11 protein-coding genes are annotated in these 12,299 nt (G+C 56.8%); 3 read left to right on the forward strand and 8 right to left on the reverse strand.

Annotation, left to right across the window (positions count from 1 at the left end; translation table 11 throughout):
* Positions 1-8: 8 nt before the first annotated feature.
* Genes ABV589_RS14825 through mnmG form a run of 3 tightly spaced genes read right to left on the reverse strand, consistent with a single transcriptional unit; the run spans position 9 to position 3,364 of the window.
* Positions 9-806: a ParA family protein gene (locus tag ABV589_RS14825; RefSeq protein WP_003229787.1), complete on the reverse strand. Its 798-nt coding sequence runs from the start codon at positions 804-806 to the stop codon at positions 9-11.
* 18 nt (positions 807-824) lie between these two features.
* Positions 825-1,469 (reverse strand): 16S rRNA (guanine(527)-N(7))-methyltransferase RsmG, encoded by a 645-nt coding sequence (gene rsmG / locus ABV589_RS14830; RefSeq protein WP_367082201.1) that lies wholly within the window; start codon positions 1,467-1,469, stop codon positions 825-827.
* Positions 1,466-3,364 carry a tRNA uridine-5-carboxymethylaminomethyl(34) synthesis enzyme MnmG gene (gene mnmG / locus ABV589_RS14835; protein WP_367082203.1) on the reverse strand — a complete coding sequence of 633 codons (1,899 nt, stop codon included), beginning with the start codon at positions 3,362-3,364 and terminating at the stop codon, positions 1,466-1,468. Before mnmG ends, rsmG begins: the two co-directional genes overlap by 4 nt.
* A gap of 568 nt (positions 3,365-3,932) precedes the next feature.
* Between mnmG and ABV589_RS14840 the strand changes: the two genes are divergently transcribed.
* The 3 genes from ABV589_RS14840 (at position 3,933) to ABV589_RS14850 (ending at position 7,939) form a co-directional block, all read left to right on the forward strand.
* Complete coding sequence (locus ABV589_RS14840; RefSeq protein ID WP_097090232.1) at positions 3,933-4,439, forward strand: sigma-70 family RNA polymerase sigma factor; 507 nt, start codon at positions 3,933-3,935, stop codon at positions 4,437-4,439.
* A complete protein-coding gene (locus tag ABV589_RS14845) occupies positions 4,439-5,386 on the forward strand; it encodes a FecR domain-containing protein (protein WP_367082205.1) in 948 nt (315 codons plus the stop codon). The genes ABV589_RS14840 and ABV589_RS14845 overlap by 1 nt, the downstream gene beginning before the upstream one ends.
* A gap of 117 nt (positions 5,387-5,503) precedes the next feature.
* The gene (locus tag ABV589_RS14850; protein WP_367082206.1) at positions 5,504-7,939 is read left to right on the forward strand and encodes a TonB-dependent siderophore receptor; all 2,436 of its coding nucleotides are present in this window, start codon (positions 5,504-5,506) and stop codon (positions 7,937-7,939) included.
* 41 nt (positions 7,940-7,980) lie between these two features.
* On the opposite strand, the gene mnmE is transcribed toward ABV589_RS14850, so the two are convergent.
* The 5 genes from mnmE to rpmH form a co-directional block, all read right to left on the reverse strand.
* Positions 7,981-9,351 (reverse strand): tRNA uridine-5-carboxymethylaminomethyl(34) synthesis GTPase MnmE, encoded by a 1,371-nt coding sequence (mnmE, locus tag ABV589_RS14855; RefSeq protein WP_367082208.1) that lies wholly within the window; start codon positions 9,349-9,351, stop codon positions 7,981-7,983.
* Positions 9,352-9,432: 81 nt separating this feature from the next.
* Entirely contained in the window at positions 9,433-11,115 is a 1,683-nt protein-coding gene (gene yidC / locus ABV589_RS14860) for a membrane protein insertase YidC (RefSeq protein WP_027610285.1), read from the reverse strand.
* Between the two features lie 2 nt (positions 11,116-11,117).
* A complete protein-coding gene (gene yidD, locus ABV589_RS14865) occupies positions 11,118-11,363 on the reverse strand; it encodes a membrane protein insertion efficiency factor YidD (RefSeq protein ID WP_010465488.1) in 246 nt (81 codons plus the stop codon).
* On the reverse strand, positions 11,356-11,757 hold the full coding sequence (gene rnpA, locus ABV589_RS14870; protein WP_202962695.1) for a ribonuclease P protein component: 402 nt from the start codon (positions 11,755-11,757) through the stop codon (positions 11,356-11,358). The genes yidD and rnpA overlap by 8 nt, the downstream gene beginning before the upstream one ends.
* Positions 11,758-11,773: 16 nt before the next feature.
* Positions 11,774-11,908: a 50S ribosomal protein L34 gene (gene rpmH, locus ABV589_RS14875; protein ID WP_003213577.1), complete on the reverse strand. Its 135-nt coding sequence runs from the start codon at positions 11,906-11,908 to the stop codon at positions 11,774-11,776.
* Between the last annotated feature and the right edge of the window lie 391 nt (positions 11,909-12,299).

The following is a 12,299-nucleotide window of genomic DNA, read 5'->3' on the forward strand; positions in this document are numbered from 1 at the left end:
GGGATTCCTTAAGTTGGCTGGGCAGCGGCGATGCGTGAATTTTTGCGCTGACGGCGAACCATCTCGCCCGCCAGGGCCAGGTAGGCCAGCGCGCCGCGCGATTGCTTGTCGTAGGCCAATGCCGGCATACCGTAGCTCGGCGCTTCGGCCAGACGAATGTTGCGCGGGATCACCGTGTCGTACAGCTGTTCGCCAAAGTGCTCCTTGAGCTGCGCCGAAACATCGTTCATCAGGCTCAGCCGCGGGTCGTACATGGTGCGCAGCAGACCTTCGACCTTGAGGTTCGGGTTCAGCAGTTCGGCAATGCGCTTGATGTTATCCACAAGGTCGCTCAAGCCTTCGAGCGCAAAGTACTCGCACTGCATGGGGATAATCACCCCGTCAGCGGCAACCAGTGCGTTCAGGGTGAGCATCGACAGCGACGGCGGGCAGTCGATCAGAATGTAATCGTAATTTTCACGGATCGGCGCCAGCGCGCTGCGCAGACGGCTTTCCTTCATCTGCATTTCCAGCAGCACCACTTCGGCCGCGGTCAGGTCGCGGTTGGCCGGTAGCAATTGATAACCGCCGTGCTCGGAGTAGTGCATGGCCTGGGCCAGATCGCATTCGCCGATCAGCAGGTCGTAGACCGAGTTTTCCAGGCCATGTTTATCCACACCGCTACCCATGGTGGCGTTGCCCTGTGGATCGAGATCGATCAACAGCACCCGGCGCTTGGTCGCGACCAGGGATGCTGCGAGGTTGATGCAGGTGGTGGTCTTGCCCACACCACCCTTCTGGTTCGCTATCGCGAATACCTTAGCCATTCTTGCTTGTGTTCCCAATCATGCCGTGCGGCGCAGTATCAGCAGATGGCGTTGGCCTTGGCAACCGGGTACGGCCAGGGCGTGTTCGCTATCGAGTTTGAAGTCTGCCGGCAATGCTACCAGCTCATCGGCCGGATGAACGCCCTTCATTGCCAGCCAGCGCGTGTCGGCATCGCCGAGGTGGCGAGTCCAGTTGGTAAAGTTCTCCATGCTGCTGAAGGCCCGGGAAATGATCCCGTTGAATGGCTGGGCAGGCTGGAACGCTTCGACGCGGCTGTGGATAACTTGCAGGTTATCCAGTTTGAGTTCGAGTTTGACCTGAGTCAGGAAGCGGGTTTTCTTGCCGTTGCTGTCCAGACAGGTGACTTGCGAGTCCGGATACAGGATCGCCAACGGAATGCCGGGCATGCCGCCGCCGCTGCCAACGTCAAGCCAACGACCGTTTTCGATGAACGACATCACGCTTAAGCTATCGAGCAGATGCCGCGAAACCATTTCATCAGGATCGCGCACTGCAGTCAGGTTGTAGGCCTGGTTCCATTTGATCAACAGGGCCAGGTAGCCCAGCAACAATTCGTGCTGGGCTGCGGTGAGATTGACACCGAGCGCGCGGGCTCCTGTGGATAACTCTTCGGCGTGTTGCGAAGTGACCTTAGAACTCAAGCGCTTTGCTCCAACTGACGGCCCGCGCCGCGTTTTTTCAAATGAATCATCAACAGCGAAATCGCCGCCGGGGTCACGCCCGGGATCCGCGAAGCCTGGCCGAGCGTCTCCGGACGCGTCGCACCGAGCTTGCTCTGGATCTCCTTGGAGAGACCGGAAATGTTGGTGTAATCGATATCCACAGGCAGTTTCGTGTCTTCACTGGCGCGCAGACGGGCGATTTCGTCCTGTTGACGGTCGATGTAACCGGCGTATTTGGTCTTGATTTCAACCTGTTCGGCGACCTGTGGATCTTCGGCGCCCTGCCCGGTTACTTCGACCAGACCAGCGTAGTCGATTTCCGGACGGCTCAAGAGGTTGAGCAAGTTGTATTCGTGGGTCAGCGGCGTGCCGAATTTCCCGGCAATCGCATCGCCTTGCTGAGTGCCCGGGCGAACCCAAGTGCTTTTCAGGCGCTGCTCTTCGAGCTCAATGCTTTCGCGTTTCTTGCAGAACGCCGCCCAACGCGCGTCATCGACCAGACCCAGTTCGCGACCTTTTTCGGTCAGACGCAGGTCGGCGTTGTCCTCACGCAGGATCAGGCGGTACTCGGCACGGGAAGTGAACATGCGGTACGGCTCTTGGGTACCGAGGGTGATCAGGTCGTCGACCAGTACGCCGATGTACGCCTCGTCGCGACGCGGGCACCAGGCTTCTTTGCCCTTCGCACGCAAGGCGGCGTTGGCCCCGGCGAGCAGACCTTGGGCACCGGCTTCTTCGTAACCGGTGGTGCCGTTGATCTGACCAGCGAAGAACAGACCGCCAATCACCTTGGTTTCCAGGCTGTATTTCAAATCGCGCGGGTCGAAGTAGTCGTACTCGATCGCATAACCCGGACGCACGATGTGCGCGTTTTCCATGCCGCGGATCGATTGCACGATCTGCAATTGCACGTCGAACGGCAAACTTGTGGATATCCCGTTCGGGTACAGCTCATGAGTGGTCAGGCCTTCCGGCTCGATGAACACCTGATGGCTTTCCTTGTCGGCAAAGCGGTGAATCTTGTCTTCGATCGACGGGCAATAACGCGGACCAATGCCCTCGATTTCGCCGGCAGCGGAATACATCGGCGAACGGTCAAGGTTCGCCGCGATGATTTCGTGGGTGCGGGCGTTGGTATGGGTAATCCAGCAACTGACCTGGCGCGGATGCTGTTCCTTGTTGCCCATGAACGACATGACCGGGATCGGCGTATCGCCTGGTTGCTCAGTCATGACCGAGAAATCCACAGATTTGCCATCGATGCGCGGTGGTGTACCGGTTTTCAGGCGACCGACACGCAACGGCAGTTCACGCAGACGATGTGCCAGGGCAATCGATGGTGGATCACCGGCGCGACCACCGGAAAAATTCTGCAAACCGATGTGGATAAGTCCACCGAGGAAGGTACCAGTGGTCAACACCACGGAATCGGCGAAGAACCGCAGACCCATTTGCGTGACAACACCACGTACCTGCTCTTGCTCGACGATCAGGTCGTCAGCGGCCTGTTGAAATATCCACAGGTTCGGCTGGTTTTCCAGAATTTCGCGAACAGCTGCTTTGTAAAGAATACGGTCGGCCTGCGCACGGGTTGCCCGTACGGCTGGACCTTTGCGGCTGTTCAACACGCGAAACTGGATACCGCCCAGATCGGTAGCCATGGCCATCGCGCCGCCGAGGGCGTCGATTTCCTTGACCAGATGGCTTTTGCCAATGCCACCGATGGCCGGGTTGCAGCTCATGGCACCGAGGGTTTCCACGTTATGCGTCAGCAACAGGGTTTTTGCCCCCATACGTGCTGAGGCCAGTGCTGCCTCGGTACCGGCATGACCGCCGCCGATGACGATCACTTCAAAACGGGAAGGGAAATCCACCACGCACCTCGTGCCTGCTTAAGTAGGTATTCAGGAATAGTTTGAGATCAGGTTTCTGGACCTGGTCGACAAGTATAGGGACTTCGCCCTTCCTAAAGAACCCTTTGCACAAAATTTAACCAGCTGTGGAGAACTCGAGGTTAAAAGAATAAAAAAGAGAGAAATTTATAAAACCTTTGTTTTAATGCTTATTCTTACTGACCGACCTTTCTGTGGATAGATTGCTACAGGCCTTATTATTCAATGTGTACAGAGTTTCAAAACCCTGTTATCAGGTCCTCAGGAGGCCCTTGGATAACCGGTTTAAGCCTGTGGATGAATGGGGTGGTTATCCACAGAGGCAGTTATATCCAGTTTTCACGCCCTGTTATCAACTGACCTCAGAGGCGGTTATTCACAGGGCTTAATCCACAGAAATTCAACCAGACGGTTTTTTCAGGACGCAGTAAAACGCCACCGAGAGATCGGAGACGAGCATGAAGTCGATAGAGGGATGTGACAGGGCTATTGTGAGAGAACGTAACAGAGGCTAATAATAGCCATTATCATTAACTCGTCAGTTTCTCCCATGTCCCTACCCGCCCATCATGCTGCGATCGAGCAAATCTACGAGCAACACCATTCGTGGCTGTATGGATGGCTGAAAGGCAAACTGCACGACGCCTGCGATGCTGCCGATGTCGCGCATGACACTTTCGTGCGGATCCTCGCGGCACGTAATGCGTCGCAGATTCGCGAACCGCGGGATTATCTGGCGACCATTGCACGTGGCCTCGTCATTGATCGCTATCGAAGACAGGCCATCGAAGTTGCCTACTTGCAGACCTTGGCTGCTCGACCAGAAGCCACCGCCATCAGCGAAGAAGACAAGGCGCTGATCATCGAAACCCTGATCGCTGTGGATAAAGCCTTGGCCGGTCTGGGCGCGCGAACCCAGAAGATCTTCATGCTTTCGCAGATCGACGGTCTGACCTATCAACAGATCGCTGCGCAGTTGCAGGTTTCCCTGACCACAGTAAAGAAGCACATGATCCGCGCCCTGACGGAATGTGCCCTGATCATGGCGCAGCGTTGATGGCCACTGCACCAAACCGCAAGGTTTTCGAAGCGGCTGCCAGTTGGTACGTGCAGTTTCAGGCCGATCCGCCGACCCTCGCCGATCAAAAAGCCTGGCAGCTGTGGATAGATAGCGATCCAGCGCATCTGGCGGCCTGGAACCAGATGGAACAACTGCAGCGTCAGCTCGGCACTTTGCCGCTGGATTTGAAACGTCGCGCACTGAATACCGGCCAACAAAGGCGCCAGATCCTGAAATTGTTGCTGCTCGCGACAGGGACGGGGATCCTTGGCTGGAACGCCCAACAACATACCTCCCTCGGAAATGCCTGGGCTGATTACAAAACCGGCGTTGGCCAGCGTCGTAACATCTCATTGGCGGATGGCAGCCAGATCCAGCTCAATACCGATACGGCCATCGATGTGTCTTTCGACGCAACGCAACGGCTGATTCGTTTGCGCTCGGGTGAAATCCTCATTCAGACAGGCAAGCTCGGCGATCAGCGGCCGTTTTTGGTCGAAACCCGGGACGGTCGGATTCAAGCGTTGGGTACCCGTTTTTCTGTGCATAAGTTGTCGGGCTCAACGCGGGTCGGCGTGCTGGAAGATCGGGTCAGCGTGCAACCCGCTGATCAATCAACGAGCGCGATGATCCTGAAAGCAGGCGAAGGTGCGGATTTCGATAGTCGGCATATCGGGGTCCTTTACCCCTTTAAATCCTCGGCAGTGGCCTGGACCAACGGCCAGCTGATTGTGCTGGATGCGCGGCTGGGCGAGGTAATCGAAGAGCTGGGGCGTTATCGCAGCGGTGTTCTGCACTGCGATAGTCGTGCCCGGGATCTAAGGGTATCCGGCACCTTTCGGCTCGATTCCACTGATGCCGTGCTGGCCAATCTTCAGGCCTCGTTACCGATTAACGTCCGCTACTTCACCCGTTACTGGGTCTCGATCAGTCATAGCGTCTGATTGAAAATTTCCTGGGGAAAAAAATCAAAAGCAGGGTTATCTTTTTTTGTCCTGACCCGGCCCTACAGGTAATCGCGATAAACGCGGCTCTTCGCCACCTTCAGGGCTTATCCACACATGCGTCTTCCCACGTTCCGTCAGCGTTTTTCCCACCACTGCATTGCCTACAGCCTACTGATGACCAGTGCCGCGTCCTGCCTGGTAATGACCCATAACGCCTTCGCGGCAACGGTCGCGCAGCGCTACACCATTGCTGCCGGCCCGCTGGACAGTGCTTTGAGCCAATTCGCCTCCACTGCAAACGTGATTCTGTCGTTCTCGCCGCAGCAGACCAGCCGTTTACGCAGTACCGGACTGAACGGCAACTTCACCGTCGAACAGGGATTCGCCCAACTGCTGCAAGGCTCAGGTTTGCAAGCCGTACCGCAAGCGCCGGGTAGCTACATTCTGCAGGCGATGCCCAATGATGATTTGCTGGAGCTGGCCCCGACCAACATCAACGGGCAATTGGCCAATCCGATGGATCTGGATTACGCCGCCGACGTCGGCTACAAGGTGCAGAACAGCCGGATCGGTACGAAAACCAGCACGCCGTTGTCGGAAACGCCGCGTTCGGTATCGGTGGTGACCGCCCAGCGCATGAAAGATCAGAAATCTCAGACGCTCACCGAGGTACTCGGCTACGTTCCCGGCATCTTCGCCCCACCGTTTGCAGCGGGCGACAGCCTGGCCGGCGATCTGTTTTTCATTCGTGGTTTCAACGCCACCGATTACGGCTACGGCCTGTTGCGCGATGGACTGCGTGTACAGGGCAACCGTTATGACACCAGCACCGAGCCTTACGGTTTGGAGCGCGTGGAAATTTTTCGTGGACCATCGTCCTTGCTCTATGGGGAAAACGCCCCGGGCGGCCTGGTGAATCTGGTGAGTAAACGGCCGACCGCAGTTCCTCGTGGCGAAGTGCAACTGGGTTATGGCTCAAATAATCGCCGGCAGATCGGCGTCGATGTGTCCGGGCCACTCAACGACAGCGGCAATGTGCTGGGGCGAGTGGTGATGCTCGGGCGCAAGTCGGACACCCAGACTGATCACGTACCGGATGACCGCATTTACATCGCCCCGTCGCTGACCCTGAATTTCGACGACTTCAACACCCTGACCCTGTTGGCCAACTACCAGAAAGATCACACCAATATGGAACTGGGTCTGCCGGCGGCCGGCACCTTGCTGAGCAATCACAACGGCAAGCTATCCAAAGGCACCATGCTCGGCGATCCGGACTGGAACACTTTCGAACGGGAAACCTGGAGCACCGGTTATGAGTTCAGCCATTCCTTCAACGATGACTGGCAGTTCCGGCAGAACTCGCGCTACATGCAGTCGCGCATCACCCGCCATGAAACCTGGCCGGGCAACCTCAATAACGCAGGCTTCGGCACGCGCCTGAACATGACCGCGTACGATCGCTTCAACAAATCCATGGTGTATTCGCTGGATAACCAACTGGAAGGCAAATTCCAGGTCGGCGAGCTGGAAAACACCATGCTGTTCGGCGCCAGCTACGACCGCACTTCGTTCAATCAGGACTGGAATGCCGGCATCGTCGGGCCGATCGATATCTACAACCCGGTTTACTTGCGCGATCCGACTACACCGATTGCGGTGCAGAACACCTTGCTTGAGCAGCAGATGAAAGGTGTTTATGCACAGCTCCAGAGCAAGTATGACCACTGGCTGTTCCTGCTTGGCGGTCGTCAGGACTGGGTCGACAGTGACTTCCGCGACAAGGTGGCCAAGGGCAGTGACATCAGTTCCGAGGACAAGAAGTTCACCTACCAGAGCGGCGTGATGTACCAGTTCGACAACGGCATGACGCCGTATGTCAGCTATTCCACCTCATTCGTACCGGTGCAGCAGATATCCAATGCCGGCGCGCCGCTCGATCCGATCACCAGCAGCCAATACGAAGTGGGCCTCAAGTACGAACCGATCGGCTGGGATACCGCGTTCACCGCGTCGGTATATGACCTGCGCAAAAAGGACGACACCTACTTCGACTCGACCACGTCGACCTATCGCCAGGTCGGCGAAAGCCGTTCCAAAGGTGTGGAGCTGGAACTCAACAGCAATCTGACCCAGAACCTCAATGTGACAGCGGCGTACACCTACACCGACGCGCGGATTACCAAGGACGCGGCGACCTCGTTGGTCAAAGGCCACCAGATGACCGGCGTGCCTCGTAATCAGGCGTCGGTCTGGGCCAAGTACCGTTTCCTCGATGGCGATTTGAAAGGTTTGTACGTGGGTGGTGGCGTGCGTTACTTCGACAGTGCCTTCGCCTACACCTCGCCTTCGCTGTACGGGAAGCTGGATGCCGGCGACGTCACGCTGGTAGATGCGGCGATCGGCTTTCAAATCGATTCGCACTGGAGTGTCGACCTGAATGCCAAGAACCTGTTCGACAAGGAATATGTGTCGGGATGCAACGATGCTGGGCGTTGCTACTGGGGCGAAGATCGCACTTTGCTCGGTACGGTGTCTTACAATTGGTGAAACGAAAAGGGGCTGTGGATAAATGTCCACAGCCCCTCTAGTCATTTACCGATGCAGAAGCTGGAGAAGATCCGGCCAAGCAGGTCATCGGAACTGAATGCTCCGGTGATTTCCCCAAGAGAGTGCTGCGCCTGACGCAAATCCTCAGCCAGCAGCTCTCCTGCGCCGGCCAACGTCAGCTGTGCGCGACCATGTTCCAGCGCTGCACTGGCGTGGCGCAGAGCCTCCAGATGACGCCGACGGGCACTAAAGCTGCTTTCCGAGGTTTGCTCATAGCCCATGCAGGCCTTGAGGTGTTCGCGCAGCAACTCCAGACCATCGCCGGCGGATTTGGCGCTAAGGCTGATGGTCACGTGGCCATCGTCGCTGACTTCCAGGGCAATTGCCTCACCTGTCAGGTCAGCCTTGTTGCGGATCAAGGTGACTTTCGCCGGATCCGGACGGGTTTCGAGGAATTCCGGCCACAGAGCAAACGGATCTGCAGCTTCCGGCGCGGTGGCATCGACTACCAGCAGCACCCGATCCGCTTCAGTAATCGCTTTCAACGCCCGCTCGACGCCGATCTTTTCCACATGATCGTCGGTGTCGCGCAGACCGGCGGTGTCCACCACGTGCAACGGCATGCCGTCGATGTGGATATGTTCGCGCAGGATATCCCGGGTGGTGCCGGCAATCTCGGTGACGATCGCGGCTTCGCGGCCGGCCAGGGCATTCAACAGACTGGACTTGCCGGCATTCGGACGACCGGCAATCACCACCGTCATGCCATCACGTAACAAGGCACCCTGCCCGGCTTCACGCAGCACGGTGGATAACTCTTCACGCACCTTGTCGAGCATGCTCAGCACGTGACCGTCGGCCAGGAAATCGATTTCCTCTTCCGGGAAGTCGATGGCGGCTTCGACGTAGATGCGCAGGCTGATCAGTTGTTCGGTGAGGTTATGCACACGCTGAGAAAACGCCCCCTGCAGGGAGCGCAAGGCATTGCGTGCAGCCTGTGCAGAACTGGCTTCGATCAGGTCGGCGATCGCCTCGGCCTGAGCCAGGTCGAGTTTATCATTGAGGAACGCGCGCTCGCTGAATTCACCCGGGCGAGCCAGACGGCAACCCAGTTCCAGGCAACGCTTGAGCAGCATGTCGAGAACGATCGGGCCACCGTGCCCCTGCAACTCCAGCACGTCTTCGCCGGTGAACGAGTTCGGTCCCGGGAAATACAGGGCCAGACCTTCGTCCAGCACCTGCTGATCAGCACTGAAAAACGGACCGTAATGCGCGTAACGCGGTTTCAGTTCGCGGCCGCTGATTGTTTTGGCCGCAACGCTGGCCAATGGCCCGGAAATACGGACGATGCCGACACCACCGCGACCTTGAGCGGTGGCGACAGCGGCGATGGTTTCACGAGGTGCGCTCATAAACCGGAATCCAGACAAAAGTGGCAGATAGCAAAACGCCCCACTAGGGGGCGTTTTGAGTGGTGTTATCCACAGAGTAAGTTACGCCTCGGCTTTTTTCGTCGCCGCTTCGATCTTACGCGTGATGTACCACTGTTGGGCAATCGACAGGCAGTTGTTCACAACCCAGTACAGCACCAGACCTGCAGGGAACCAGAGGAAGAAGAAGGTGAAGATGATTGGCATCATTTTCATGACCTTCGCCTGCATCGGATCCGGTGGAGTCGGGTTCAGACGCTGCTGGATGAACATGGTCGCGCCCATGATGATCGGCAGGATGAAGAACGGATCTTTGATCGACAGGTCAGTGATCCACAGCATGAATGGCGCTTGGCGCATTTCCACGCTTTCCAGCAGAACCCAGTACAGCGAAAGGAAAACCGGCATCTGCACGAGGATCGGCAAGCAGCCGCCCAGCGGGTTGATCTTCTCTTTCTTGTACAGCTCCATCATGGCTTGCGACATTTTCTGCCGGTCATCGCCATGTTGCTCTTTCAGTGCAGCCAGTTTCGGCGCAACGGCACGCATGCGCGCCATGGATTTGTAGCTGGCAGCCGACAGCGGGAAGAAGATCCCTTTGATCAGCATGGTCAGGAAGATGATCGACCAGCCCCAGTTACCCACAATCGCGTGGATGTGTTGCAGCAACCAGAAGATTGGCTGGGCGATGAACCACAGAATGCCGTAGTCGACGGTCAGTTCCAGACCTGGGGACAACTGTTTCAGTACAGCCTGGCTTTTCGGACCGGCGTACAGAATGGCGCTGGTTTCAACTTTCGCGCCCGGTGCAGCGGTCAATGAAGGACCGGTGTAACCGATGATGTAGTTGCCCTTGCTGTCCTTACGCGTCTGAACGATGTTGTTTTCGCCCTTCGGCGCAACCCATGCAGTCACGAAGTAGTGTTGCAGCCAGGCTACCCAGCCACCGGTGACGGTTTCCTTGAGCTGACCTTTGTCCATGTCTTTCATGGACACTTTCTTGTACGGCTCGGAACTTGTCCACAGGGCTGCGCCCAGGTAAGTCGCGGTGCCGGTGGCAGTGGTCGACGAAGGGTCGGCACTTGCATCGCGCTTCAGTTGGGCGAACATCGAACCCGACCAAGGCTGCGCGCTCTGGTTATCCACAAGGTAGGTCACGGTCACGTCATACAGGCCGCGTTTCAGGGTGAAACGCTTGATGTAGTTGACGCCGTCCTTGCTGAACTTCAGGTCGACGACCAGTTGGTCCTGACCGTCAGCCAGTTGATAACTTTTCTTCTCCGAGGCGTAAACCGGACGACCGGCCGGGCTAGCGTCCGGACCGTTGGTGCCGATCAGGCCGCTTTGTGCCAGATAAGTACGCTCGCCGCCGTTGTCGAACAGCTGAAACGGCACATCAGGACGATCCTGACGACGTGGATACAGTGGCAAAGTCAGTTGAGCAACGTCACCGCCCTGTGGATCGATCGCCAGATCGAGCACGTCGGTTTTGACCTGGATCAGATCCTTGCTGGCAGCGACCGGAGTTTCCACAGGTGCGCTGGTATCGCTGGCGGCACGCGGAATATCGTCACTGGCGGAAGCGTTATTGCCAGGAACGGTGTCCGGCAAACCGGATGCAGTCGTACTGGAAGCAACATTCTGAGTCGGCAGGGCAGCCTGGCCATAGTCCTGGTTCCATTTAAGAACCATAACGTAGGACACGATTGCCAGGGCGACGATCAGGATCGTGCGTTTGATATCCATGATTACTCGGCCATCGAAGAAGAACGGGAGGTAGGGATAGGTGGAACCGGGTCATAACCACCGGGATTCCACGGATGACAGCGACCTAAACGACGAAAGGTCAGCCAGCCACCGCGCAGAAGGCCATGATTTTCGATGGCTTCATACGCGTAGCAAGAACAACTGGGGTAGAAACGACAGTGACTGGCCATCAAAGGACTAATGGCGTAGCGATAAAACTGGATCGGAACGAGTGCCAGTTTACGCATCTGGACTGTCTACCCCTACAGTTTCGGTTTTGACCGCTGGAACTGGCTTGTTACGGGCCAGACGCTTCCAGAGTTTGCCGAAATGCTGAATCAATTCGGGGTTTTCTACGTCGCCCAAACCTTTGCGCGCGACGATAACGATATCCCAGCCGACCAGAGCATCCTGGTGCAGACGGAACGATTCGCGCATCAGACGTTTGAGGCGATTGCGCTCGACGGAGAGCTTTACGCTCTTTTTCCCGATAACCAGCCCGAGACGGGGGTGATCAAGATCGTTGTTGCGCGCAAGGAGCAGGAGATTTTTCCCCGGAACCTTGCCGGTAGGGGAGTCAAAGACTGCCTTGAAATGCCGGGGGGTAAGCAGACGCTTTTCCCGACTGAAGTCCTGACTCACCTCCAGTACCGGATTATCAAACTGCCAGACGCGCACGACCTTTGGCGCGACGACGCGACAGGACAGCGCGACCGTTCTTGGTAGCCATGCGAGCACGGAAACCGTGGGTACGAGCGCGTTTGATAGTGCTTGGTTGGAAAGTACGTTTCATGTCGTGTTACCTGGTTCGTCCACAACGGGCCGGAATGGCCCCCGTTTTAAGAGACCGGGGATTCTAGAGAAAGCAAGCCTTCAGGTCAATTTCCAACCAGCGTTTCCTTATAAATAGATCTCTGGAGCTTCCGGAACCGAAAACCTGTTTGCCAGACATAAAAATAAAGAAGGGAATTATTTAAAGCTTTTCTGTAAAGCTTGTAAAAGCTAGGGCAGCCATCTTCTGTGGATAACCATCTTCAGCCCTTGTAGAGCGTGATGTACAGAGAATGACAACTACAGTGGAAAACCGTGTTCAGCCTGTGCTGCGCTGTCGGATAACCTGTGTGTGGAATGGCCTGTTATCCACAGGCTGGTTATCCACCGAGTTCCACCCCCAGTTGTCCAGT

The organism is Pseudomonas sp. HOU2 (assembly GCF_040729435.1).
Classification (GTDB): Bacteria; Pseudomonadota; Gammaproteobacteria; order Pseudomonadales; family Pseudomonadaceae; genus Aquipseudomonas.

Coding starts and splice junctions, on each gene's coding strand:
- yidC (WP_027610285.1), bottom strand. CDS start 11,115: ATGGATATCAAACGCACGATCCTGATCGTCGCCCTGGCAATCGTGTCC.
- mnmE (WP_367082208.1), bottom strand. CDS start 9,351: ATGAGCGCACCTCGTGAAACCATCGCCGCTGTCGCCACCGCTCAAGGT.
- ABV589_RS14825 (WP_003229787.1), bottom strand. CDS start 806: ATGGCTAAGGTATTCGCGATAGCGAACCAGAAGGGTGGTGTGGGCAAG.
- ABV589_RS14845 (WP_367082205.1), top strand. CDS start 4,439: ATGGCCACTGCACCAAACCGCAAGGTTTTCGAAGCGGCTGCCAGTTGG.
- rpmH (WP_003213577.1), bottom strand. CDS start 11,908: ATGAAACGTACTTTCCAACCAAGCACTATCAAACGCGCTCGTACCCAC.
- yidD (WP_010465488.1), bottom strand. CDS start 11,363: ATGCGTAAACTGGCACTCGTTCCGATCCAGTTTTATCGCTACGCCATT.
- ABV589_RS14840 (WP_097090232.1), top strand. CDS start 3,933: ATGTCCCTACCCGCCCATCATGCTGCGATCGAGCAAATCTACGAGCAA.
- ABV589_RS14850 (WP_367082206.1), top strand. CDS start 5,504: ATGCGTCTTCCCACGTTCCGTCAGCGTTTTTCCCACCACTGCATTGCC.